The organism is Pseudomyxococcus flavus (genome assembly GCF_050038885.1).
Taxonomy (GTDB): Bacteria; Myxococcota; Myxococcia; order Myxococcales; family Myxococcaceae; genus Myxococcus; species Myxococcus flavus.
In genome coordinates this window covers 3525930-3551342 of the sequence record NZ_CP143624.1, presented here as the reverse complement: position 1 = coordinate 3551342, position 25413 = coordinate 3525930, and the positions used below count along the sequence as shown (strand labels likewise).

The window sequence follows — 25413 nt, the reverse complement described above, 5'->3', positions numbered from 1 at the left end:
GACCATTCGCTTCACGGCGCGCGAAGTCCTTCCAGAATGACAGGCATCTCCCAGCCGGGCCTTCCCTTCACTCGCTGTACGACCACAATCTTGCCGCCGCACGGGAATCTCCGGTTCGGCGAGCGCGCCCCCACCGGTGGCCGTCTGGTAGGAGCATCCCCACCTTCTCCCTGGCGCCCCTGTGCCGGGTGACCACCGCGACACATGGCTCCGCCCGCTGACCACGCCTCCACCGATGCTCCGCCCGACACCTTCCCGGTGTTCACGCGCTCGCAGAAGGTGTTCACCATGCTGGGCGCGGTCCTGGGGTTGCTGCTCGCCGCGCTGGACCAGACGATTGTCGCCACCGCGGGGCCGGCCATCCAGGCGGACCTGCGCATCCCCGCCTCGCTCTACCCGTGGCTCACCACGTCGTACTTCGTCGCGTCGACGCTGATGGTCCCCGTGTGGGGCAAGCTGTCGGACCTGCTGGGCCGGCGCGCGGTGTTGGCGACGGGCATCCTCGTCTTCCTCGCGGGCAGCTTCCTGTGCGGCGTGGCCCGCTCGACGGTGGCGCTCATCCTCTTCCGCGCCGTGCAGGGGCTGGGCAGCGCGGCCCTCTTCACCGCCGCGCTGGCGGTGGTGGCGGACCTCTTCGAGCCGCGTGAGCGCGGCAAGTACCAGGGCCTCTTCGGCGCGATGTTCGGCCTGTCCAGCGTCGTGGGCCCGCTCGTCGGAGGCTTCATCACCGACCAGCTGAGCTGGCACTGGGTGTTCTTCATCAACCTGCCCGTGGGCGCGGTGGCGCTGGCGCTCGTGCTGTCGCGCATGCCGAAGCTGAAGCCGCGTCTCCAGGCCCGCGGCGGCCTGGACCTGCTCGGCGCGCTCGGGCTGTCCCTGGCCGTGGTGCCCCTGCTGCTGGCGCTCAGCCTGGGGCGGAACGACGGCGGCGCGTGGGCCTGGAGCTCGTGGCGCATCCTGGGCCTGTTCGCCCTGGCGGCCGTGGGGCTGGTGACCTTCCTTCGCGTGGAGACGCGCGCAGCCGAGCCGCTGCTCGACCTGAAGCTGTTCCGGCTGCGGGCCTTCAGCGCGGGCAACGCGGCGGTGTTCATCATTGGCGCGGCGTTCCTGTCGGGCGTCGTCTTCCTGCCGCTGTTCATGGTGAACGTGGTGGGCCTGTCGGCGACGCGCTCGGGGCTGACCATCATGCCGCTGACGCTGGGCGTGGTGGCGGGGAACGTGCTGAGCGGCCAGTGGGTGTCCCGGATGGGCCGCTACAAGGCGCTGCTGCTGGGCTCGCTGGTGCTGCTGATTGCGGGCTTCGCCGTCATGGCCTTCACGCTGACGCCCGACTCCACCCAGGCCGAGGTGACGGCGAAGATGGTGCTGGTGGGCCTGGGCCTGGGCCCCTCGATTCCGCTCTACACGATGGCCATCCAGAACGCGGTGCCGCCTGACCAGATTGGCGTGGGCACCGCGGCGGCCACCTTCTTCCGACAGCTCGGGATGACCATTGGCGTGGCGCTGCTGGGCACGGTGTTCGCCTCCACGCTGACCGCGGAGCTGCGGACGCGGATGGACCAGGCCACCGCCGCGCTTCCTGCTTCCGTGCGCGCCGAGCTGGAGCAGGCCACACCCGGCATCAGCGGCGAAGGCGGCTCGGCGGGACAGGTGTTCCACGCTGACGAGGTAAAGGCCCGGCTGCGCGCGGAGTTCGACGCCGAGCGGCACCGCACGGAGACGGCGCCCACCCCGGAGGCCCGGGCGAAGGTGGACGCGGAGGAACGTCAGGCCCTGGCGGCGGTGGACGCCGCGGAGAGGGCGCTGAAGACGGCCTTCACACGGGGCGTCGCCGCCGTGTACCACGTCGCCCTGTTCATCGCCGTGGCGGCGCTGCTCGTGACGTTGGTACTGCCCGAGCAGCACCTTCGCCGGAGGCACCGAAGTGTCCAGTCGTCAGCGCGTGCCCCGGAGCCGTAGAGTCGCCACATGGCCCACGAAGAAGTCCCGTCGCACGCGCTGACGGACACGGAGGTGGCCGAGCGCATCCACGCGCGGTTTCCCTCCCTCGCCACGCTTCGAGTCACCCGCCTGGGCGAGGGCATGGACCACCGCGCCTTCGACGTGGGCGGGCGCTACGTCTTCCGCGTTCCGAAGCATCGCGAGGCCGCCGAGCACCTCACGTGGGAATCCCGCCTGCTGGACTGGCTCGCGCCGCGCCTGGCCCTTGCGGTCCCCGTCTACCGCTTCCTCGCCCAGGCCGATGCCGGCTTCCCATGGGCCCTCATGGGCTACGAGAAGCTCCCCGGGACTCCCGCGCTCCTCGTCGCGTCCGACCCGCTCGACCTCCCGGGCATCGGCCTCCGGCTGGGCCACTTCCTGCGAGCGCTCCATGCGCTGGCCCCGGATGATGCCGCCGCGCTCGGAGTGCGGGAGGACAACGACCCCACGCTCGAAGCCTGGTCCGCCGCCGCCGTGGAGGACCTGCGCCTCGCCCGCGAATACGGCCTCATCGAGGCCCACCGGGCGGAAGACTGGGAGCCACGGCTGATGGCGCGTCCCATGGAGGGACGCGGCGCGCCCCGTCTGGTCCACGGCGACTTCGCCGCGGAGCATGTCCTGCTCGATGCCCACGGCGCGCCCACGGGCGTCATCGACTGGAGCGACGCGCACCTTGGAGACCCGGCGCTGGACTTCGCCGGGCTACTCCACTGGGGCGGCGCCCCGATGCTGTCCGCCGCGCTGGAGGCATATGGCGTGGTGAGCCGCGCCGTCCTCACCCGGGCGCGGTGGTTCGCCGCCTGCCGCGCGGTGGCGGACATCGCCTTCGGTCAGACGAACGGACGCCCGGAGTACACCGCCGCCGGGCAGCGGGCGCTCATCGGGCTCGAGTGAGCGTCGTCAGGAACCGCTGCAACGCACCTGGATGGGATGGCTCTCCAGCACCAGGCACTCGCCGCTGCTGCACTGGAACAAGTCGCAGATTTCCGGCGACTTGACGCAGCGGACCTCGGGGCCAGCGCCCAGATTGAACGTGGCGCAGGAGAGCCCCTCGGGACAGGCGTTCTCGACGCCGGTGCACGGCGGGCCGAGCACCTCTCCTTCCCTCAGGGACAGTTGAGTCTTGGAGTCCAAGGGCGCCTCCCCACCGGCGCCCTGACAGCCCGTCAGGAGCACCGTCGCCACGAGCCACTTCCCCCCCGGTACGCGCCTGCCATGATTCATCATCGAGCGTCCTCCCACGGCACAGTGTCCATTCGCCGAAAGCAAGACATACGCCATGGAAGATCTGGCTCGTACGCCGGGGGCCTCCAGCGTCGGCCGTGAGACGCAAGCGGCCTCGTCACCCCAGGCCGCCTGGCGGGAAGCCTCCGCCGGGCCCCTCGAAAATCCAAGGGGCCCTCCAGGTTGCTCTCAGTTTCCCGAGGTCTTCGACTGCGCGGGAGCGGGCACGGGCGTGCGGGGTGCCGGCGGCTCGGGGCGTGCGAGCGTCCCGGGCATCTCCGCCAGCGCGTAGGTCATCCACGCCACGGCGGCGGTGCTGCGCGCCAGGTCCTGGGGGTCCACCTTGTCCAGCGTGTCCGCCTCGGTGTGGTGCACGTCGAAGTAGCGGCTGCTGTCCACCTCCACGCCGAAGAAGGGCACGCGCGCGGGCAGCAGCGGGCTGATGTCCGCCCCACCCGCCTCGCGCGCGGAGAACTGCGTCACGCCCAGCGCCGTCAGCGGCGGCAGCCACGGGCGCAGCAGGTCCTGAGCGCCCTCGCCCGCGCGCACGCTGATGCTCACGGGCCGACCACCGCCCGCGTCCATCTCCAGCGCGCCCACGTGCCGGGGCAGCTCCGCCGCGTGCGCCTCCGCGTAGGCCCGCCCACCGCGCAGGCCATTCTCCTCGTTCATGAAGAGCACCACGCGCACCGTGCGCCGCGGCGCCTGCGGCAGCTTCGCGATGAGGCGCGCGGCCTCCATCACCATCACCACGCCCGCGCCGTCGTCATGCGCGCCCGTGCCCACGTCCCACGAGTCCAGGTGCGCGCCGATGAGCACGATTTCCTGCGGCTTCTCCCGGCCGCGAATCTCCGCGACGACGTTGGAGGAGTCCGCGTCCGGCAGCTCCGAGCTGCCCAGCGACAGCTTCACCCGCACCGGGCCCCCCGCCAGCAGCCGGTGGAGCAGGTCCGCGTCCTCGGTGGACACCGACGCGGCGGGGATGCGCGGGCCGTCGCTGGGGAAGTTCGTCGCGCCCGTGTGCGGCGTGCGCAGCGACGCGGTGGCCAGCGAGCGCACCAGCGCCCCCACGGCGCCGTGCTTCGCCGCGGCAGCGGGCCCCCGCGAGCGCAGGCCCGCGAAGCGGCCATAGTCAGCCGCCACGGACATGGTGTGGTTGAAGAAGACGAACTTCCCCTTCACCGCCGCGCCCAGCGACTCCAACTGCTCCAGCGACGTCACCTCCACCACCTCGGCGGTGATGCCCCCAGGCGGGGTCGGCGGGCTGCCGCCCAGGGCCAGCAGCGCCAGCGGGTGCCCGCGCGTGCGCTCGGAGGCGAGCACCTCGCCGGAAATCTCGCCGCGCACCCAGCGCGGCACCTTCACCGGCTCCAGCCAGGCCTTCACGCCGTCGGCTTTGAAAGTGCGCAGCGCCCACTGCACGGCGGCCTCGGCGCCCGCCGAGCCCGACAGGCGCGGGCCGATGCCATCCGTCAGCTCGGCGAGCCGCGCATAGGCCCGGCCGTCCGTGAGCGCGGGGCCAATGAGCTTTTCCGCGGTGGCCTGCGAGTACACGGGCCCCGCGGCCTTCGCGGTGGCGGCGGACTTCACCGGGGCGGACTTCGGCGCCGCCTTCGCGGCGGGCGCGGCCCCCGACAGCAACTGGAACGCGAGAGAGGCGGGCAGGATGAAGGTGGCGACGGGCAAGGGTCCTCCTGGGAGGAGCCGACTCTCCGCCGATGCCCCGGGGCTCGCAAGCGACGGTGAGCGTCACCGCCACGCGCGGAGGGCAGCGCTCGTCATCCCGGCTTGTGGACGAGGAGTGAAGCGAGAATCCCAGGGGCCACCGCGCGCCGAGAGGGGGAACGCGGCGCGCGGGGCTCAACTGGGACTTCCACGGCGGTGTCGCTTTTGGGGGAGGCAATCACCGCCGCCACGTCTCACTCCGAGGAGGAAACGTGGACGGCATGTTGAAGGGCGGGCGGGCGCCCGTCAAGCATGCTCCCCCTCCAAGCCCATAATCGGACATTGACGCTCCGTGAAGACAGACGATTCCGCTCTCACTGTCCAGACAGCGTTTGACGCACTGCGAGCAATGCAAGGCGAGCATCCTGCGTGGGCCGTGTTACAGCCCGTGCGGAGGTGAGCCCATGCAATCCACCCTGACGCGGCGGCCCCAGGCGACGGCCTTCAGCATCGAGGACCTGCTGGACCGCGTCCGGCGCGGCGAGGTGCGCCTGCCCCACTTCCAGCGGCCCCTGCGCTGGGAGGCGGGCGATGTGAGGGATTTGCTGGACAGCGTGTACCGGGGCTATCCCATCGGCACGCTGCTCTTCTGGAAGCGCGAGGCCCCCGCCGCCAGCGTGAGCTTCGGCCCGGTGCGCATCGACGCGCCTTCCCACAGCCAGGCCTTGTGGGTCGTGGACGGGCAGCAGCGCATCACCGCGCTGGCCGCGGTGCTGCTCCACCCGGAGCACGAGTCCGCCTCGCGCGATGGCTTCACCCTCTACTTCGACCTGGAGGCCCAGGACATCGTCCAGCCCGGCGCCGGTGAGGTGCCGCCGCCGCACTGGCTGCCGCTCAACCGGGTGCTCGACAGCGAGCAGCTGCTGGCCTGGCTGGACCGCTACCCCGGCCGCGAGAAGAACCCGGAGCACGTCCGCGCGGCCATCCGCCTGGGCAAGGCGGCGCGCGAGTACCAGATGCCCGCGTACGTCGTCGAAGCCGCGGAAGAGAAGACGCTGCGCATCATCTTCAAGCGGCTCAACACCGCCGGAAAGCCGCTCACCGACGACGAGGTCTTCAACGCGCTCTATGGCGGCACGGCGGGCTCGCGGCTGCCCAACCTGAAGGCGCTGGCCACCAGCCTGCTGGAGCTGGGCTTCGGCCGCATCGACGAGTCGCTGCTGCTGCGGGCGGTGCTCGCGGTGCGCGGCCTGGACTTCACGCAGGACTTCCAGAAGCAGCTGCGCGAGGAAGACGACCTGACGGAGACACTCCTCCAGACGGAGGCGGCGCTTCGCAGCGTCATCGTCTTCCTCAAGCGCGACGCGGGCATCCCCCACGGGCGGCTGCTGACGAACCCGCTCTACTTCGTGCTGCTCGCCCGCTTCTTCCACCTCCACCCGGAGCCCTCTCCCCGCAGCCGGGACTTGCTCGCGCGCGGCTTCTGGCGCGGCAGCCTGGTGGACAGCTTCCTCGACAGCCGGGCCCTGTCGCCGCAGGAGCTGCTCGCCGCCATCGGCCCCGACGAGGAGCAGTCCGTCCAGTCGCTGCTGGCGCAGGTGCGGCCCCTGTCCGACGAGTGGCTGGCCCAGCACGCCCAGCCCGCGACGTTCGGCCTGGCGCTGCGCTCGCGCGGCATGGCGCTCAACGCGCTGTACGCGCTCCAGCCCCGGCACCTGCTCACCGGGACGTCGCTGGAGACGGCCCAGCTCTTCAGCGACACCGAGCCCGCCGGCCTCAGCCCCGTGCTCCGGTCCCTCACGGTGAAGGAGCCCGACGCCGAGCTGAAGCTGGACCCCGCGCTGTACCGCTCGTTCCTCTTCACGCCCGCCAACTACCTGCTGCACCCGCCCCTGCCCGGCCAGCCGCTGCTGGACGCGCTGCGTGCCCAGCCCGCCCCCGCGCCCGAGGTGCTCCAGAGCCACGCCATCACCCCCGCCATGCTGGAGACGCTGCGCGAGGGCGGCACGCTGGAGTTCCTCATGCAGCGCATGGAGCTCATCGATAGACACATCATCGAGTTCCTGCGGGCGCGCACCCGCTACGAGGAGTCGGACCGCCCGTCCCTCCAATCCCTGGTCGTCGAGGAGGAGGACTGACTTGGAGCCCACCCGCACCACGGCCGGAATCCTCGACGTCCTCCTCGGCGAGGTCCACGTCGGCACGCTGACGCTGCTCGAGGACGAGCGCATCGAGTTCGTCACCACCGAGGAGTACCGCCAGCGCTACCCGCGCCCGGTGCTGGGCCAGACCTTCGAGGACGACTTGTCGCGCCGGCACGTCAGCCGCCTGCGCCTGCCCTCCTTCTTCTCCAACCTGCTCCCGGAGGGCGCGCTGCGCGAGCTCATCGCCGAGCGCGAGCAGGTGGCCCGCCAGCGCGAGTTCTTCCTCATCGCGCGGCTGGGAGAGGACCTTCCCGGCGCCGTCGTCGTCCGGCCCGCCAGCGTGCTGTCGCTCAGCGGCCTGGAGCCGCTCGAAGAAGCCCTGGCACCGCACACGCCGCAGGAGCAGGAGCCGCTGCGCTTCTCGCTGGCCGGCGTGCAGCTCAAGTTCTCCATGTTGCGCCGGGACAAGGCGATGACGCTCCCGGCGGGCGGGCGCGGCGGCAACTGGATCGTGAAGCTGCCGGACAACCGCTACGACCGCGTCCCGGAGAACGAGTTCTCCATGATGACGTGGGCCCGCGCCGCGGGCATCACCGTGCCGGAGGTGACGCTGCTCGACGTGGCCGACATCCAGGGCCTGCCCGAGGGCATCACCCTGCGCGAGAGCGTGGCCTATGCCGTGCGCCGCTTCGACCGCCCCGAGCCCGGCAAGCGCCTCCACATGGAGGACCTGACGCAGGTGCTGGGGCTGTACGCGGACGAGAAGTACAAGAAGTACAACTACGAGACGGTCGCCAACGTCATCTTCAAGGTCGCCGGCCTGGACGCGCTGCACGAGTTCCTGCGCCGCCTGGTGTTCATCGCCGTCATCGGCAACGGCGACGCGCACCACAAGAACTGGTCCCTGCTGTACCCGGACGGCCTGCGCGCCACGCTGTCCCCCGCGTACGACCTGGTGTCCACGCTCCAGTACATGCCCGCGGACACGCTCGCGCTCAACTTCGCCCGCTCCAAGCGCTTCGAGGACATCTCCCTGAGCGGCTTCGAGCGGCTCGCCCGGAAGCTGGACCTGTCTCCTGGCGATGTGCTGCCGGTGGTGAAGGAGGCCGTGCAGGCGTCGCTCGACACCTGGTCCTCCCTGCATCCCCAACTGCCGCTGTCCGATGACAGCCGCCGCCGCATCGAAACCCACTGGAAGCGAGTCCCCTTGCTCCAGGGCGCATGAGCACCAGGCGGGTGGGGCCTACCCCAGCCTCACCGTGTGACGATGTGTTCCATCCGTTGCGCAAGTCGTCAGAACCGCGACTCCGCGTATGACTGGCGCAGCACACAAAATCCGGACATGCAATTTTTCCACAAATAGTGTCTATGTCGTGGAAAGCACAAAGGCGTCTACGAACACCTCGCATGCCGTGAACCGACCTTCCCCCGGCGCCGGTCCAGGCAAGCGCCCTGGCAACCCAAGGGAAGCATGTTGACCGAGCAGTGGGCCCACCGCTTCTTCGAACTGTCCACGGAGCCCTTCCTCATCCTGGGCCGTGACGGCGTGGTGCTCGATGCCAATCCTGCCTTTGGCCACCTGGTCGGATTGCCGCTCGAATCGTTGCGGCACATCCCTTTACAGCAATTCGTCCCCGCCGAGGACATCGCATCGCTGTTTGCGAATGTGGGGTCAGGCGGCCCCACCACGCTGACATGCCGTTGGCGTCAGGAAGCCGGGTCATGGCGGCCTCTGTCCTGGCGCATCTCCGCCCCATCTGAACAAGAGCCGCTGTACTGCACCGTCCAGGCGTTGGAGGCGCCCGCGGCAGCGCCTCCGGCTCGCGCGCCCGCGCCCTGGCCCGTGGGAGACCACCTGCCCTTCGGGCTCTATCTGGTCGAGCTGCGCACGGGCCGGGTCCAGTACGCCAACCACCGCTTCTGCCAGCTCTGGGGCATCACCGCGCTGGAGGGTGCCATCCAGCGCGGTGAAGTCACCCACGACGAGGTGCTCCGGCACTGCCTCCGCGCCGCGGGCGAGGCAGCGGAGTTCCTGCGGCTGGACCCTGCCTCCAACCTGGACCTCCTCCCCGGGCTGGTGGAGGACGAGGCGCCGCTGTCCGATGGCCGCACCCTGCGCCGGCTGTCCACGTCCTCGCGGGTCGAAGGTGACGACACGCACTACCGGCTGTTCGCCTTCGAGGACGTCACCGAGCGCAAGCGCACGCAAGAGGCCCTGCGCCGCTCCGAGGAGAGCTTCCGCAGGCTCATCGACCGGGCGCCCGAGGGCATCTTCGTCCACACCCAGCGGCGCTTCATCTACGCCAACCCCACGCTCCTGCGGGCCCTGGGCTACGAGGACGAGGCCGAGCTGATGGCCAAGCCCATCTGGAGCATCGTCCATCCGGATGACCTGGAGCTCGTCAAGGACCGCGTGCACTCCGCGGCCGTGAAGGGCGAGCTGGCCCCGCTGCGCGAGGTCCGCTACCTGCGCCGCGACGGCACCTGGTACGACGCGGAGAGCGTGGGCATCCCCATCGAGTTCGACGGGCACGAGGCCGTGGTGGTGATGTCGCGCGACATCACCGAGCGCAAGCAGGCCCAGTCCCAGCTCCTCCAGAACGACCGCATGGTGCTGGCCGGCACGCTGGCGGCGGGCGTGGGGCACGAAATCAACAACCCGCTGACCTACGTCATGGCCAACCTGGCCTCGGCCATGGACTCCGTGAGCCGGCTGGGCGCGGAGCTGGCGCGGGCGGGCGAAGCGGGCCCGCGCGTGGTGCCGTGGTCCGCGACGCTGCAGGACACGGAGGCGCTGCTCAAGGAGGCGCAGGAAGGCGCCATGCGCGTGCGCAACATCGTGCGCGACCTGAAGTTCATCTCCCGCCAGGACGAGGAGCGGCGCGAGGCGGTGGACGTGCGGCAGCCGCTCGACTTCTCCATCAACATGGCCGCCAGCCAGCTGCGCCACCGGGCGCGGCTCATCAAGAAGTACGAGCCCGTGCCCCGCGTCTACGCGGACGGCTCACGGCTGGGGCAGGTGTTCCTCAACCTGCTGGTGAACGCGGCGCAGGCCATTCCCGAAGGCAACGCCGAGGAGCACCACATCACCGTCTGGGTCCGCGAGGGCGCGCCGGGCACCGTGCTGGTGGACGTGAGTGACTCCGGCTGCGGCATGACGCCCGCGGTGCTCTCCCGCGTCTTCGACCCGTTCTTCACCACCAAGCCCGTGGGCAAGGGCACAGGCCTGGGGCTCTCCATCTGCCACAGCCTCATCCGCAAGCTGGGCGGTGACATCACCGTGCGCAGCGAGGTGGGCAACGGCACGACGTTCACCGTCACCCTGCCCACGGCGCCCGACGCCGTCATCACCCCGGCCGCGCCCCCGGCGCCCGCCCCCCGCACCGAGCGGCGGGGCCAGGTGCTGGTGATTGACGACGAGCCCGCGGTGGGCCGCTCGCTGGCGCGCATCATCGGCATGCGGCACCGGGTGACGGTGGTGAACAACGGCGAGGACGCGCTGGCGGTGCTGACCTCCGGCGCGCCCTTCGACGCCGTCTTCTGTGACCTGATGATGCCCGGCATCTCCGGCATGGACGTCTACGAGCGCGTCCGCGAGCGCGGGGACGGCATCGCCGAGCGCTTCATCTTCATCACCGGCGGTTCCTACACCACGCGCGCCCGCCAGTTCCTGGAGCGCGTGCCGAACCTCCAGATTGAGAAGCCCTTCGACGTGGAGTCGATTCATCAAAGCCTGGGAGAGCTCCTGGGTGTGTCTCGTGGCAGCGAATGACGCCGGGTGTCCCGGCCCTACTGTGAAAGGAGTCCTCAGGTGATTGACGGCAATTTTGTCATCGATGCGGTGACACACGCCTACAACCTCCACCCCACCAACTACCGCGCGGGCAAGTACGCCGAGTCGCTCGCGGGGCTCATCTGGGGACTGCACAGCGGGCTGTCCGGTGATACGCACCGCGTGCAGACGGCGGAAGGCTTCCTGAAGGACTGGTCCGTGAAGGAGCTGGCGCACCTGCTCTTCGTGGAGAGCGGCGTGGACCTGGCGGTGCACCACGTGCTGCCACTGCAGACGCTGTACCACGACGGCCTGTGCTCCTATGAGAAGACGCTGGAAATCCGGAAGCGCTACCCCCACCGCTTCCTGGTGTACGCGGGCGTGGACCCGCTGCGCGGCACCGCGGCGCTGGACGACCTGGAGCAGCAGTACGAGGCGCTCAAGCCCAACGGCCTGAAGCTCTACCCGGCGGCGTGGCTGGGCGAGAAGTTCCGCCACACCGGCTGGCGCATGGACGACCCGACCATCGCCTTCCCGCTCTTCGAGCGGGCGCAGAAGCTGGGCATCAAGAACATCGCCGTGCACAAGGGCCTGCCCATGGGCGCGGTGCCGATTGAAGCCTACAAGGTGGACGACATCGGCGGCGCGGCGGATGCCTTCCCGGACCTGAACTTCGAAATCGTCCACGGCGGCATGGCCTTCCTGGACGAGACGGGCATGCAGCTGTCGCTGTTCCCCAACGTGTACGTGAACCTGGAGGTGACGGGCGCGCTCATCGTGAAGCGCGAGCGCTGGTTCGCCGAGTCACTGGCGGCGCTGCTGAAGTGGGCGGGGCCGGAGAAAATCATGTGGGGCTCGGGGACGGTGTTCAGCCACCCGCACCCGGCGCTGCACAAGTTCTGGCATGACTTCCAGCTGCCGGACGACCTGGTGAAGGTCGCGGGCATGCAGGTGACGCCGGAGGTGAAGCGGATGATTCTCGGCGGCAACTACGCGCGCTACGCGGGCGTGGACATCGAGTCGGTGAAGAAGAACATCGCGAACGACGAGTTCGCGAAGCGCAAGGCGCGCGGCGACATCCAGCCGTACAGCTACCAGGAGGGCCTGTATGAGTGAGCAGGCGCTGCGCGAGCGCATCCAGGACATCCCGGACCCGTGCAGCTGCGCCACCGGCGTGCCGCTGGGCATCGGGGAGATGGGCCTCATCGAGTCCGTGAAGCGCACGGAGGGCCAGGTGACGGTGCGCCTGCACATCACCTCGCCCATGTGCATCATGGCGGCCTACTTCATGCGGGAAATCGAGCAGCGGCTGCTGGCGGTGGAGGGGGTCACCTCGGTGAACGTGGAGTTCGACCAGGAGCTGAAGTGGACGCCGCAGGACATCGAGCCGGGAGCCCGCCAGCGGCTCGCGGACAAGCGCATCACCATGCTCGGTGGCCGCCTGCTGCCGCGTGACGAGGCGCAGCGCCGGCCCTGAGCAGTGACGCGGCGCTGGCGGGTGGCTCCAACCCCGCCAGCGCCCGACCGCGCTAGCCGTTCTCCGCGGGCGCGGGGCTCACGAAGGACGCCTGCGCCGCGGGCGCGCGGTGCCCGAGCAGGCGCCGCACCGCGACGTAGAAGGCGGGCACCAGCAGGATGGCGAGGACGGTGCCCGACACCATCCCGCCGAACACGCCGGTGCCAATCGCGCGCTGGGTCTCCGCGCTCGCGCCGCTGGCCACCACCAGCGGCACCACGCCGAGCGCGAACGCGAGCGACGTCATCAGGATGGGACGGAAGCGCAGCCGCGCGGCCTCGACGGCGGCCTCGACGGGTGAGCGCCCCTGGTCCTCCAGCTGCTTCGCGAACTCGACGATGAGAATCGCGTTCTTCGCGGACAGGCCGATGATGGTGATGAGCCCCACCTTGAAGAAGATGTCGTTCATCAGCCCCACGGCCAGCACGGCGCCCAGCGCGCCGATGAGCCCCAGCGGCACCACGAGCATGACCGACAGCGGAATCGACCAGCTCTCGTAGAGCGCCGCCAGCACCAGGAAGACGACGAGCATGGACAGCGCCAGGAGGATGGGCGCCTCCGAGCCGGAGAGCCGCTCCTGGTAGGAGAGGCCCGTCCACTCCACCGCGAAGCCCGGCGGCAGCTCCGAGGCGATGCGCTCCATCTCCGCCATGGCGTCACCGCTGCTGTAGCCCGGCGCCGCCGCCCCGGCGATGCGCACGGCGGGGTAGCCGTTGTAGCGGACGAGCTGCATGGGGCCTCGCTCCCAGACGGGCTCGGCCACCGAGGACAGGGGCACCATCTGCCCGCGCACGTTCCGGACGGGCAACTGGAGCACGTCCTCCACCTGCATGCGGGACTCCGCGCGCGCCTGGAGGATGATTTGCTGCATGTAGCCCTTGTTGGGGAAGTCGTTGACGTAGGTCGACCCCAGCGCGGTGGAGATGACCGAGTTGATTTCCGCGAAGGACACCCCCAGCGCGGCGGCGCGCTCGCGGTCGACCTGGATTCGCACCGTCGAGCCGTCCGGCAAGCCCTCCTGGTACGGGAAGGCGATGACCTTGCTCTCCGCGGCGCGGCCGAGGACGTGGTTCATGGCCTTGTTGAGCGCCTCCATGCCGTGCCCGGCACGGTCCTCCAGCCGCATCGCGAAGCCCGCGCTGTTGCCGAGCCCGTCCACCGACGGCGGAAGGACGTTGAACACCATGCCCTCCCGCTGTGCGCCGAAGCGCGCGTTGGCGGCGGCCACCTCGGCGGCCGCGGTCGAGCCCTTGCGCTCCTTCCAGTCGTCCAGCATCACGAACATGAGGCCCGCGTTCGCGCCCGAGCCGAAGAAGCCAAAGCCCTGGATGGTCAGGACGTCCTTGATGTCCTCGCGCTCGCCCAGGTAGGTCTCCAGCTCCTTGAGCACGGTGTTGGTCCGCTCGGCCGTCGCGTCCGCGGGGAGCTGCACCGCGGCGTTGAAGAAGCCCTGGTCCTCTTCCGGGAAGAAGGCTCCCGGCAGACGCCAGAACGCCAGGGCGACCATCGCCACCACGGCGGCATAGGCGAAGAACGCCCGGCCCAGGCGCCCGACGATGACCCGGGTCCATCGCGCGTACCGCCCCGTCGCCCGCTCCAGGAGCCGGTTGAAGCCTCCGAAGAAGCCGCGGCGCGCTCCCGCGTGGCCGGGCTCCACCGGACGCAGCAGCGTGGCGCAGAGCGCGGGCGTGAGCGTGAGCGCGAGGAACGCCGAGAAGAGAATCGACACCGCCATCGCCAGGCTGAACTGCCGGTAGATGGTGCCGACGGAGCCCGTGGCGAACGCCATGGGGATGAACACGGAGGTGAGCACCAGGGTGATGCCGATGACGGCGCCCGTGATTTCCCGCATCGCCTTCTTGGTCGCCTCGACGGGAGACAGGCCCTCCTCCGCCATGAGGCGCTCGACGTTCTCGACCACGACGATGGCGTCGTCGACGATGATGCCAATGGCCAGCACCATGCCGAACATCGTCAGGACGTTGATGGAGAACCCCGAGGCCAGCATCACCGCGAAGGTCCCCAGCAGCGCGATGGGCGCGACGATGGCCGGAATCAGCGTGTAACGCACGCTCTGCAGGAAGAGGTACATCACCGCGAAGACGAGCAGCATCGCCTCGAAGAAGGTCCGGACGACCTGCACGATGGAGATGCGCACGAAGGGCGCCGCGTCGTAGGGAATCGTGTACTCCACGCCCGCGGGGAAGGCCCGTGACAGGTCCTCCATCCGCTCCCGGACGCGCTCCGAGGTATCGAGCGCGTTGGCCCCCGGCGCGAGCTGGACGCCGAACGTGGCGGCGCGCTTGCCGTTCTGCCGGGTGCCCGTGGCGTAGCTCTGCGGCCCCAGCTCGACCTTGGCGACGTCCTTGAGCAGCACGCTCGAGCCATCCGGGTTGGCCCGGAGGATGACCCGCTCGAAGTCGGCGACGTCCTCGAGCTGGCCCTGGAGCATCAGGGGCGTCGTGACGCGCTGGCCCGGCACCGCGGGCATGTCCCCCAGCCGCCCGGGCGAAGCCTCCGCGTTCTGCGCGCGAATCGCGGCGGCGACCTCCTCGACGGAGATGCCATAGGAGGTGAGCCGCTCGGGGTCCAGCCAGACGCGCAGCGCGAGTGACGGCGTGAAGAGCTGCACGCGGCCCACGCCCGGGACGCGGCGCAGGTCCTCGACCACGTTCCGGCTCAGGAAGTCTCCCAGCGCCGCTTCGTCGTAGCGGCCGTCGTTCGACACGACGGTGGCGAAGAGCAGGAAGTTGGTGGTGGTCGTCTCCACCTGGAGCCCGAGCTGCCGGACCATCTGCGGCAGCCGCGACTCGACCGTCTTGAGGCGGTTCTGGATGTCGACCTGCGCCAGGTCGGGGTCCGTCCCGGGCGCGAACGTCACCACGATTTGCGCGACGCCCGAGGTGTCGCTCGACGACTCGAAGTACAGGATGTTCTTCACACCCGACAGGCCGCGCTCAATCAGCGAGACGACGCTGTCGTTCATCGCCGCGGGCGTGGCGCCGGGATAGGTGGCGGTAATCGTCACGCTCGGCGGCGCGATGGTGGGATAGCGCTCGATGGGAAGCCGCGGAATCGAGATGGCTCCGGCGAGCACGATGAAGATGGCAATCACCCAGGCGAACACTGGGCGGTCGATGAAGAATCGAGGCACGGCTCACTCCAGTTCAGCGTGCGGTCGCGGCGTGCTGCCACTCGACGGGGGTTACTGGAAGGTCTGGCGCGAGTCGGTCCTGCCCCTCGACGACGACGCGCTCGCCCGCGGAGAGGCCCTCTTCGACGACGTAGCGCCCATCGATGATTCGCCCGACGCGCACCTTGCGCTGCTCGGCGGTGTTGTTCTCCCGGACGATGAAGAGCTGGGCCTTGCCAGCGGCGTCGTGGAGCACGGCCTGCTGTGGCACCAGGAGCGCATCCGGAACCTCTCCGAGCACCACGCGCGCCCGGACGAACATGCCCGGCAGGAGCTGCTGCTTCTCGTTGGGGACCAGCACGCGCACCGTGCGCTCGCCAGACCCGGGGTCCACCGTGATGTCGGAGAACTGGACCCGGCCTCGCTCGGGATAGGGCGTACCGGACGAGGAGAGCAGGATGACCTCGGCTCCCTCGCCACCCTGGGCGGTCTGCAGGGACGCCGCGCGCTCCGCGGGAGACTTGATGTCGACGTAGACGCGGTCAATCTGCTGGATGACGCTCATCGGCGCCGCATCCGTGGGGCCCACCAGGGCCCCCTCGTTGACCTGGGAGATGCCGATACGCCCCGAGATGGGCGCGGTAATCGTGGCGTAGTCGAGGTCGATACGGGCCCGGTCGAGCGCCGCGCGGGCCCGCGCCACCTCCGCGTTCGCGATGGCGAGCGCCGCGCGGGCATCATCGAGCGCCTGCTGGGTGCTCGCTCCCTGCTCGAAGAGGGCCTGGATGCGGCTCGCGTGGAGCTCCGCCTGGAGCTTGCTGGCCTCACTGGCCGAATGGGCGGCCGCCGCGCCCGCCACGCTCGCGCGGAACACCGCCGCCTCCAGGTTGTAGAGCGGCTGCCCCTTCTGCACCGAGTCGCCCTCGGAGAAATGGCGGCCGCGCACGAGCCCTCCGACCTGCGGACGGACCTCGGCGACCCGGAAGGCGGCAACACGCCCGGGAAACTCGTCATGCAGGACGACGGGCTCCCCTTGCACTTTCAGCGTGGCCACCTCTTGCACTGGGGGAGCAAAGGCAGCCGCCTCTTGATTGCTGTCACAAGCAAGCAACGGAAGCAGCGTCCACGCGAGGAACAGACTCGTCGACCGATGAGTAGGAAATGTCATTACTTTCACACCAAACCGCGCCCTGGGTCGCCGGACTCCAGGGAATGAAGCGCCATCTGCTCCGGCGCAGATGACATGACGCCTGGGACGAATCGAGAGACGACGACGTGACAAGCGGACCCGCGCGAGCGCACGCACCGGATAAGCCGTTGGCCACGGCGTCAATAAGTTGGAATCACACTGACGGCGAGGCGGGGGACCTACTCCCGGGTGAGCTCCTCGAGCCTGCGAATGACAGCGGCTCTGACTTCAGGGCCCATCCCCTTGTCCTCGAGGAGGTCCGCGAGCCACAGGCCATCGGTGGCCAGCCGACAGATGATGGCGTTGATGTCCTGCGGGCTGACATCACCGGGCCCCAGCTTGAGGTCCTCCTGCCAACTACAGTTCCATCGCTCGCGAAGCTCGGGCTCGACCATCATGCTGCCGATCAACGTTCTCAGCCCCCGGTTCTCCTGGTCGCTGGCGGGGCTGGCGACCATCGCGCGGAGGTACGCGCGGGCCTCCCGGCCATGAGCGTCCGGGTCGTTCGCGATGTGCTCATGGAAGGAGTCGACGAACTGCCGGTTCATCTCCTCGAACAGCGCGTCCAGCAGGAGCTGCTTGCTCCGAAAGTGGTGCTGGAGTCCTCCCTTCGTCACACCCGCGAGCGAGGCGACGGCTTCGAGCGTCACCGCCTGGGTTCCCCCTTGCGTGACGAGCTCGAGCGCCGCACGCAGCAGCTGTGCGCGAATCACGTCGGGCTGCTTCTTGCGTTGGTGGGCGCTCGTCACGCCGCGAAACATGCCGTCCGGCCGGATTCTTTTCAACTTTCATTTGAGAGGCCCTGAAATGGCCTCCTTTCAAGCACTTACATCCGTGAAGGCCCGGGCCAATGCCTCAAGCACCCACCGCACCCCGGAGGTCGCACACCAGGCCCCGGGCAAACGGCGGCACCCACTTGAACGCGCTCACGGCAATCGTGGCCTGGTGGCACCTCGGTGCCGGGCGGCTTCCTCAATCACGAAGCATGGACGCCGTCAACGAACCGATGGCGCTCGCGCATCGGTGGCCAATGCCTTCGGGGCGCTCTCGCGGACACGCTGCACCGTGGACTCCCACAACAACCTGCGAGCCTCGACACTGTCGTCGAACATGCCCTGGCGAATCCGCGCCGCGAACTCACGGGTCAGCGCCGACAGCTCGCCGCCGCGCCCGAGCAACGCGGACAGCGCCCTTCGCTCCTCCTCCTGGGGTCCGCCACCACTCCGGAGCTGGCGCTCGGCGATGCCCATGGCGTTGGCAATCATCCGCGCGCTGTAGGCCTTGTCGGCAGGCAGCACGGGCAGCAGCTCCTTGTGCAGCACCTCGCGGGCAATCGCCAGCAGCTCCGCGCCATCCGGGCGTTCACGCATGCTGTCCTCCCGTCATCCGGAGAATCTCCAGCTCCAGCTCCGGCACGATGTGCGCCGTCAGCGCCAGCTCCAGCGACGGCTCGTGGCCGGACACGTGGCGCTCTCCCTGCTGCACCGCAATCACGGCCCACCGCACGTGCGCGTATACTTCCCAGTAGAACACCGCCTCGCGCTCGAGACGGCGCCCGCTCACGCGCTCGTAGCCACGGAACAGTGCCTCCCGCGAGCCGATACCGCCCGCCTCCTTGTCGGGCTGGCCGAAGCGCCAGCAACGCGCGCAGAACCAGCCCAGGTCCTCCAGCGGGTCCGACCAGGCCGCGAACTCCCAGTCCAGCACGGCCGTGAGCCCCGCCTCATCCACCATGTAATTGCCCGTGCGGAAGTCGCGATGCGCCAGCACCGGCTCCGCCGTCTCGGGCGCGTGCCGCTCCAGCCAGCGGATGCCCCACTCCAGTGCCGGAAACGCCGTGTGATGTCCGTCCAGGAAGTCCCTGAACACCTTCACGCCCTCCAACGCCGGAGAGCTCACGGGCATCGGCAGGAATGACAGGCGCTCCACCGGCGGGCGGATGGCATGCAGCCGCGCCATCTCCTCGCCGATGCGCTCCACCAGCCGCTCCCGGTCCCCGCCCAGGTGGGGCTCCTTCATCAGCCGGTGCGCCGCGGCCGTCCCTCGCGCCTTGCGCATCACGAAGAAATCCCGGCCCAGCACGGACGCATCACCCAGCCACAGCGGCTCGGGGACCGTCACGCCGGCGCGGAAGGCTTCCCCCAGCAGGGCGAACTCCTGCGCGCGGCTGTGCGACACGGCGACCCCCGAAGGTGCGTCCGCGCGCACCACGCACTCCAGCACGCCCGCGTGCGGACCGCCGGTGAGGGTGGCCGACAGCAGCCAGTTCTCCTGGATGGCACCGCCCGACAGCAGCCGCGCGTCCTCGATTCGCGCCGCGGTGGCGCCCGCCTTCTCCGCCAGGAAGCGCTCCAGCGCGTGTCGCTGTGCCTCTTGCATGCGTCACACGCCCCACTTGAAGAAGCCGGGCCCCTCCGCCAGGTACGCGCGCGACAGCACCTGCTTGTGCACCTCGCTGGCGCCGTCCACCAGCCGGGCCTGCCGGGCGTAGCGGTAGATCCACTCGACAATCGTGTCCCTGGAGTAGCCCCGCGCGCCCAGCAACTGGATGGCCGTGTCCGCCGCCTTGTGCAGGGTGTCCGCGACGTGAATCTTCGCGATGGAGATGTCCGTTCGGGCGAAGTCGCCCTGGTCCAGCTTCCAGGCGGCGCTCATGGTGAGCAGCCGGCCAATGTGGATGTCCTTGGCGGCGTCGCCCAGCATCCACTGCACGCCTTCGTGCTGCGCCAGCGTCACCCCGAAGCTCATGCGCTTCGACACGTATTCGCCCGCCTCTTCCAGGCACCGCTTGGACAGGCCCAGCCAGCGCATGCAGTGCGTGAGGCGCGCCGTGCCGAGCCGAATCTGCGTCACCTTGAGGCCATCCCCCACCTCCAGCAGGCGGTGCTCGTCCGGAATCTCCAGGCCGTCGAAGACGATTTCGCAGTGCCCACCATGCTCCTCCGGCCCCATGATGGGAATGCGCCGCTCGATGCGCCAGCCCGGCTGGCTCGCGTCGAACAGGAAGGCGGTGAGCCCCTTGCGCGCGTCGTCGGACGTGCGCGCCACCAGAACGAAGTGCTGGGCCCCTTCCGCCCCCGTGATGAACCACTTGCGGCCGGTGACGACCCACGTGTCGCCACGCCGCGTGGCCTTCGTGTAGGTGAGGGACGGGTCGGAGCCGCAGCCCTGCGGCTCCGTCATCGCGAACGCCGAGCGCACCGTGCCGTCGATGATGGGCTGCAACCAGCGCTGCTTCAGCGCCTCCGTCCGGAGGACCTTCTCCAGCAGAATCATGTTGCCGTCATCGGGCGGCGCGGCGTTGAACATCACCGGCCCGAAGGGCGAGCGCGCGGCCTCTTCGTAGCAGGCCGCCATCCCCACCACGCCCAGCCCCTGCCCACCCCGCGCCTTCGGCATCTGGAAGGCCCACAGCCCTTCGGCCCGAGCCCGCGCGCGCACGCGGGCCACCACGTCCTCGCGGATGTTCTCGTGCGCATCGAAGACCTCGGGCTGCTTCTCCAGCGGCAGCACGTGCTGCTCGACGAAGGCCCGCACACGCAGGCGGTAGTCCTCGACCTCGGGGGGCAGGGAGAAATCCATCAGAGGCTCCAGGGAAACCGCGTGGACTCACAGCGTGGAGCAGAGGTGGCCGCCATCCACCTCCAGCACGCTGCCACTCATGTAACTGCCGGCGTCCGAGGCCAGGAGCAGCAGCGGTCCATCCAGCTCCTGCATCTGCCCCAGCCTGCGGAAGGGGATGCGCGACACCAGCTTCTTCGCGGCCTCCCCTGCGAAGAACACCCGGTTGAAGTCCGTCTCGATGTAGCCGGGCGCCAGGGCATTCACGCGAATGCGGTGTCGCGCCAGCTCGAGCGCCATGGCCTTGGTGAGGTGAATCAATCCCGCCTTGGACGCGCAGTACGGCGACACCGAGCCGCTCACGCGCAGGCCCAGGATGGACGCGACATTGATGATGCTGCCGGGTGCCCCGCGCTCCGTCAGCCGGCGGGCGACCGCGCGGGCCACGAGGTAGGCGCCCTTGAGGTTGGTGTCGACCACCGTGTCCCACTCCGCCTCTTCCACCTGGAGGAAGAAGTGCTGGCCGGACACGCCCGCGTTGTTCACCAGCACGTCCACCACGCCCCCGGTCAGGGCCTCGGCCTCGGCCACCGCCGCGCTGACGGACTCGGCCTGCGTCACGTCCAGGGAGACGGCGTGGGCCCGCAGGCCCAGGCCGCGCAGGCGCTCGACCTCGGCGGCCAGGGTGTCCATGCGGCGGGCCGCCAGCACGACCTCCGCACCCGCCTGGGCCAGCACCTCGGCGAAGTGCAATCCCAGCCCTCCGGAAGCACCCGTTACCAACGCACGGCGACCACCCAGGTCAAAGGCAGACGGCTTCATGGAGAACCTCCGGAAACCCCAGACCAGACGGGTGGAGCTTAGGAAAGCCTCTCGGGGCCGTCCATGACGTTGTTGGCACTATGCCAATATTCGACCTACAACACCCGCTGGCCCAGCTCCGGAAACACCTTGGACACCTTGCTCAGCAGGTAGTCGCCGTAGGTGCCCCGGTAGGCATGCACGCTGGCGCCATCCCAGCGGCGCGCGCGGTCTGCATCCACATCCACGCGGGTGGCGCAGGGCAGGGGTTGGACCTCGGCCACGAAGTCCGGGTCGAAGAACAGCGGGAAGGACAGCCGGCTCTTTCCACTGATGTTCTTCACCCGATGCGGTGTGGAGCGGTACCAGCCGCCCGTCATCCGGTCGAGCATGTCACCCACGTTGCAGACCAACGTTCCCGGCAGGGGCGGTGCCTCCACCCAGCCGCGCGGCGACTTCACCTGCAAGCCACCGTGCTCGTCCTGGTACAGCAGCGTGAGCAGACCGTAGTCGGTGTGCTCGCCCACGCCCCATTGTTCCTCGGAGCGCTCGGGCTCCGCGGGGTAGTGGAAGATGCGGAAGAGCACCGTCGGGTCCGCCGTGTAGTGCCGCTGGAAGTAGTCCGCGTCCAGGCCCAGGCTCAGCGCCACGCCCTCCATCAGCGCGTGCGCCGCGCGGGTGCAGGCCGCCATGTAGTCGAGCACCGCCGGGCGCAGCTCCGGCACCTGCGCGGGCCACAGGTTCGCGCCGTGCAGCGGCCAGCCGGCCTTCACCCGCGGGTGTTCGCTCCCCAGCTCCGTGCCCAGGTAGAGCCCTTCCTTGCGGTCGGGCCGTCCCGAGGTCAGCTCGCCGCCCAGGGGAAACCATCCCCGCCAGGCGACCCCGCCCCTCGCCATGGAGATGGTCTCCTTCACCGCTTGAGGCAGCGCGAAGAAGCGCCGGCTCTCCCGCTCCATCCGGGCGAGCACCTCGTCGGGCACGCCGTGGCCGGTGACGTAGAAGAAACCCGTGTCTCGACAGGCCTGTTCGATTTCACGTGCGACCTGGGCACGCTCGGTGGTGCGGGACGCGTCGAACAGCGACGCCATGTCGATGACGGGCAAGCCGCCCTGTGCGGAATCCGGTCCTGGCATTCCCGCGAGCCTACACAGGTCTGGACCCCGAGAGGGTGCGGCGCGAGAGTCCGCCTGCCTCCATGACGACGCATTCCCCCACGGAATCCCCTCACCCCCCCCTGTCCACCGGGCTCGTGTGGCTCATGGCCGCGGCCGCGGGAGCGACCGTCGCGAACCTCTACTACAACCAGCCCCTGCTGGGAGACATCGGCGCGGCCCTGGGCGCCTCGGGGAGCGCGCTCGGGCTGGTGCCCATGCTGACGCAGGTAGGCTACGCCGTGGGCATGCTCTTCATCGTCCCGCTGGGCGACAGCCTGGAGCGGCGACGGGTCATCGTCACCATGAACGTGCTGGTGGCGCTGGCGCTCGTGGGGGTGGCGCTCGCGCCGAACCTGCACTGGCTGGTGGCCACGAGCTTCCTCGTGGGCGCCACCACCATCATCCCCCAGCTCCTCGCGCCCTTTGCCGCGCACCTGGCCCCCGCGGCGCAGCGAGGCCGGGTGGTGGGCACCGTCATGAGCGGCGTGCTCATGGGCATCCTCCTGTCCCGGACGGCCGCGGGCTTCGTGGGGACGCACCTGGGCTGGCGCACCATGTTCTGGATTGCGGCGGGGCTGATGCTCGTGCTGGCGGGGGTGCTGCGCTTCACCCTGCCCTCGCAGCCGCCCATGGCCTCGATGCCGTATCCACAGCTGCTGCGCTCGCTCGTCCACCTGGCACGCACGGAGCCCGTCCTGCGGATGCACGCGGTGCTGGGCGCGCTCAGCTTCGGCGCGTTCAGCGTCTTCTGGTCCACGCTGGCGCTGTACCTCCAGAGCCTGCCGCAGCGGTACGACGCGCAGGTGGCGGGGCTCTTCGGGGTGGTGGGCGTGGTGGGCGCCGCGGCGGCCCCGCTGGTGGGCCGCTACGCCGACAAGCGCGGAGACCGTCGCATCAACGCCGTGGCCCTCGTCGTGCTGCTGCTGTCCTTCGTCGTGATGTGGCCTCTGGGCCGCTGGCTGTGGGGCATGGCGCTGGGCGTGGTGCTCCTGGACCTGGGCGTCCAGGCGAACCAGATTTCCAACCAGACGCGCGTGTACTCCCTGCGCCCCGAGGCCCGCAACCGGCTCAACACCCTCTACATGGTGACGTACTTCGCCGGAGGCGCCACGGGCTCGTGGCTGGGCACCTTCGCGTGGACGCGCTGGGGCTGGACGGGGGTTTGCGCCGCGGGCGCCGCGCTGTGTGTCCTGGCCCTGCTGCTGCTCAAGCGAGGGCCCAGGGGCTCCGCGCCGGAGTCGGAAATGGCGCGGAGCTGATTCCCACCGCTCAGGCCGACTTCTCCGCCGCCAACGCGACGAGGAGCTGCCGCGCCTTCACCTGGCTGCCCACGGACACGTTGAGCTCCGAGACGGTGCCCGTGACATCCGCCACGACCTGGAACTCCATCTTCATGGCCTCCAGGACCACGAGGACGTCGCCCTTCTTCACCGCCGCGCCCACCTGCGTGTCCACGCGAAGGATGCGTCCATCCATCGGCGCCGCCAGTCGTCCGCTTCCGACGCCATCCGACTTCGACGGCGGGCGGAACGTCACGTCCGTGACGGCGTGCGCGCCCGCGCCCAGGTCCAGCCAGAGCGTGTCCCCGTCCCGCCGGTAACGCGCGCGTCCTCGCGTCCCGCCGCTGGAGAAGTCGAGCCCGCTTCCGTTCAGGCCCAGCACGGTGACGTCGAAGGACGCGTCTTGCACCTTCACCGTGTAGCCCTCCGAGGACACGGGCTGGACGATGACGTCCTCCTCGGCGCCCCGGCTCGCCAGCTTCATCCGCACGGGGTGGCGGTACGCCGTGTTCCAGTTCACCAGGGATGCATCCAGGCCGGCCGTGTCCGCCAGCTTCAGGCCCTCGTCGTGGAACAGCACCGCCGCCGCGAGCGCGCGGACCTTCGCGTCCGCGTGATACAGCCCCTCCACCTCCGACGCCGGTGCGTGCTTCGCGATGAACGCCGTGTCGTACTCCCCCGAGCGGAACGCCGGGTGCTCCAGCACGTACAGCAGCAGGTTCTTGTTGGTGGTGACGCCGAACACCGTCAGCTCGCGCAGCGCCTCCACCAGCCGCCGGCGGGTCGTCTCCCGGTCCGGACCCTGCGCAATCACCTTCGCCTGCATGGAGTCATAGAAGGGCGGAATCTCCTGTCCCTCGCGCACGCCGTGGTCGATGCGCACGCCTTCGCGCGCGGGCAGCTCCCACGCCAGCAGCCGCCCGGCCTGGGGCGCATAGCCCTTCGCCGGGTCCTCCGCGCAGAGGCGAACCTCGATGGCGTGCCCCGACGCGGCAATCTCCTCCTGCGTCCGGGGGAGCTTCTCCCCCGCGGCCACGCGGAGCTGCCACTCCACCAGGTCCAGCCCGGTAATCAGCTCCGTCACCGGGTGCTCCACCTGGAGCCGCGTGTTCATCTCCATGAAGTAGAAGTCGCCGCTCGGCGCGAGCAGGAACTCGAGGGTCCCCGCCCCCCGGTAGCCAATGGCCCGGGCCGCGGCCACCGCCACCTCGCCCATGCGCGCGCGCAGCGCCGGGCTCACCGCCGGTGAGGGGCTCTCCTCCACGATCTTCTGGTGCCGGCGCTGCACCGAGCAGTCCCGCTCTCCCAGATGCACGACGTTGCCGTGCGCGTCCGCGAAGACCTGGACCTCCACATGGCGCGCGTCGATGACGGCCTTCTCGAGGATGAGCTCTCCGCTTCCGAAGGCATTCGTCGCCTCGGAGCGCGCCGCGCGCAGGGCCGCGCGAAGCTGCGACGCCTCGTGCACCAGCCGCATGCCCCGGCCGCCACCACCCGCCGCCGCCTTGACCATCAGCGGGAAGCCGATGCGCTCGCCCTCCACCGCCAGCGCCTCGTCGTCCAGGTCGGACGCCTCGTAGCCGGGGATGCAGGGCACGCCCGCCGCAATCATGCGCAGCTTCGCCTGGCGCTTGTTCCCCATCAGGGTGATGGCCTCGGGCTCCGGGCCGATGAACACCCGGCCCGCGTCCCGGCAGGCGCGCGCGAAGTCCGCGTTCTCCGACAGGAAGCCGTAGCCCGGGTGGATGGCCTCCGCGCCGGACGCCTTCGCCGCCTCGAGAATCTTCCCGATGACGAGATAGGACTCCTTCGCCGGGGACGGGCCAATGGGCACGGCCTCGTCCGCGGCCAGCACGTGCGGCGCCGAGCGGTCCGCCTCGGAGAACACCGCCACGGTGCGGTAGCCCAGCCGCTGGCACGTCCGAATCACCCGGACGGCAATCTCGCCACGGTTCGCGATGAGGACCTTCTTGAAACGCTCCATCGTGTCCGCT

19 protein-coding genes are annotated in these 25413 nt (G+C 69.9%); 8 read left to right on the top strand and 11 right to left on the bottom strand.

All coding sequences use genetic code 11. From position 1 onward, the window contains the following. The first annotated feature begins 204 nt into the window (after positions 1-204). Complete coding sequence (locus VZL07_RS14910) at positions 205-1959, top strand: MDR family MFS transporter (RefSeq protein ID WP_426756199.1); 1755 nt, start codon at positions 205-207, stop codon at positions 1957-1959. 9 nt (positions 1960-1968) lie between these two features. Further along, positions 1969-2874: a phosphotransferase family protein gene (locus VZL07_RS14905; protein ID WP_426756198.1), complete on the top strand. Its 906-nt coding sequence runs from the start codon at positions 1969-1971 to the stop codon at positions 2872-2874. A gap of 6 nt (positions 2875-2880) precedes the next feature. Here VZL07_RS14905 and VZL07_RS14900 read toward each other — a convergent pair whose 3' ends face one another. Both VZL07_RS14900 and VZL07_RS14895 read right to left on the bottom strand, forming a co-directional pair. After that, entirely contained in the window at positions 2881-3114 is a 234-nt protein-coding gene (locus VZL07_RS14900) for a hypothetical protein (RefSeq protein ID WP_426756197.1), read from the bottom strand. Between the two features lie 279 nt (positions 3115-3393). After that, positions 3394-4890, bottom strand: a complete 1497-nt coding sequence (locus VZL07_RS14895; protein ID WP_426756196.1) for a M20/M25/M40 family metallo-hydrolase — start codon at positions 4888-4890, stop codon at positions 3394-3396. 443 nt (positions 4891-5333) lie between these two features. Between VZL07_RS14895 and VZL07_RS14890 the strand changes: the two genes are divergently transcribed. From VZL07_RS14890 to VZL07_RS14870, 5 genes are all read left to right on the top strand, one after another. Next, positions 5334-7007 (top strand): DUF262 domain-containing protein, encoded by a 1674-nt coding sequence (locus VZL07_RS14890; RefSeq protein ID WP_426756195.1) that lies wholly within the window; start codon positions 5334-5336, stop codon positions 7005-7007. 1 nt (position 7008) lies between these two features. After that, a complete protein-coding gene (locus VZL07_RS14885; RefSeq protein WP_426756194.1) occupies positions 7009-8238 on the top strand; it encodes a type II toxin-antitoxin system HipA family toxin in 1230 nt (409 codons plus the stop codon). 246 nt (positions 8239-8484) lie between these two features. Continuing rightward, a complete protein-coding gene (locus tag VZL07_RS14880; protein ID WP_426756193.1) occupies positions 8485-10785 on the top strand; it encodes a hybrid sensor histidine kinase/response regulator in 2301 nt (766 codons plus the stop codon). A gap of 39 nt (positions 10786-10824) precedes the next feature. Further along, positions 10825-11901 (top strand): amidohydrolase family protein, encoded by a 1077-nt coding sequence (locus tag VZL07_RS14875; protein WP_426756192.1) that lies wholly within the window; start codon positions 10825-10827, stop codon positions 11899-11901. Beyond that, positions 11894-12262 carry a metal-sulfur cluster assembly factor gene (locus VZL07_RS14870; protein WP_426756191.1) on the top strand — a complete coding sequence of 123 codons (369 nt, stop codon included), beginning with the start codon at positions 11894-11896 and terminating at the stop codon, positions 12260-12262. The genes VZL07_RS14875 and VZL07_RS14870 overlap by 8 nt, the downstream gene beginning before the upstream one ends. A gap of 52 nt (positions 12263-12314) precedes the next feature. Here VZL07_RS14870 and VZL07_RS14865 read toward each other — a convergent pair whose 3' ends face one another. The 8 genes from VZL07_RS14865 to VZL07_RS14830 all read right to left on the bottom strand — a co-directional run bounded on the left by VZL07_RS14865 (position 12315) and on the right by VZL07_RS14830 (position 22118). Continuing rightward, complete coding sequence (locus tag VZL07_RS14865) at positions 12315-15455, bottom strand: multidrug efflux RND transporter permease subunit (protein WP_426756190.1); 3141 nt, start codon at positions 15453-15455, stop codon at positions 12315-12317. A 13-nt stretch (positions 15456-15468) separates the two neighbouring features. After that, positions 15469-16488 (bottom strand): efflux RND transporter periplasmic adaptor subunit, encoded by a 1020-nt coding sequence (locus VZL07_RS14860; RefSeq protein WP_426756189.1) that lies wholly within the window; start codon positions 16486-16488, stop codon positions 15469-15471. Between the two features lie 314 nt (positions 16489-16802). Beyond that, positions 16803-17336 (bottom strand): TetR/AcrR family transcriptional regulator, encoded by a 534-nt coding sequence (locus tag VZL07_RS14855; protein ID WP_426756188.1) that lies wholly within the window; start codon positions 17334-17336, stop codon positions 16803-16805. A gap of 282 nt (positions 17337-17618) precedes the next feature. After that, positions 17619-17993 carry a DUF6285 domain-containing protein gene (locus VZL07_RS14850; RefSeq protein WP_426756187.1) on the bottom strand — a complete coding sequence of 125 codons (375 nt, stop codon included), beginning with the start codon at positions 17991-17993 and terminating at the stop codon, positions 17619-17621. Then, positions 17986-19002 (bottom strand): phosphotransferase family protein, encoded by a 1017-nt coding sequence (locus tag VZL07_RS14845; RefSeq protein ID WP_426756186.1) that lies wholly within the window; start codon positions 19000-19002, stop codon positions 17986-17988. Before VZL07_RS14845 ends, VZL07_RS14850 begins: the two co-directional genes overlap by 8 nt. 3 nt (positions 19003-19005) lie before the next feature. Further along, on the bottom strand, positions 19006-20205 hold the full coding sequence (locus tag VZL07_RS14840) for an acyl-CoA dehydrogenase family protein (RefSeq protein ID WP_426756185.1): 1200 nt from the start codon (positions 20203-20205) through the stop codon (positions 19006-19008). Between the two features lie 27 nt (positions 20206-20232). Further along, complete coding sequence (locus VZL07_RS14835; protein WP_426756184.1) at positions 20233-21006, bottom strand: SDR family NAD(P)-dependent oxidoreductase; 774 nt, start codon at positions 21004-21006, stop codon at positions 20233-20235. Between the two features lie 95 nt (positions 21007-21101). Beyond that, the gene (locus tag VZL07_RS14830) at positions 21102-22118 is read right to left on the bottom strand and encodes an isopenicillin N synthase family dioxygenase (RefSeq protein WP_426756183.1); all 1017 of its coding nucleotides are present in this window, start codon (positions 22116-22118) and stop codon (positions 21102-21104) included. Between the two features lie 62 nt (positions 22119-22180). Here VZL07_RS14830 and VZL07_RS14825 point away from each other — a divergent pair, with 62 nt between their 5' ends. After that, positions 22181-23398, top strand: coding sequence for an MFS transporter (locus VZL07_RS14825; protein WP_426756182.1), 1218 nt, complete (start codon positions 22181-22183; stop codon positions 23396-23398). A gap of 10 nt (positions 23399-23408) precedes the next feature. Here VZL07_RS14825 and VZL07_RS14820 read toward each other — a convergent pair whose 3' ends face one another. Then, positions 23409-25403 carry an acetyl-CoA carboxylase biotin carboxylase subunit gene (locus VZL07_RS14820; protein WP_426756181.1) on the bottom strand — a complete coding sequence of 665 codons (1995 nt, stop codon included), beginning with the start codon at positions 25401-25403 and terminating at the stop codon, positions 23409-23411. Positions 25404-25413: the final 10 nt, after the last annotated feature.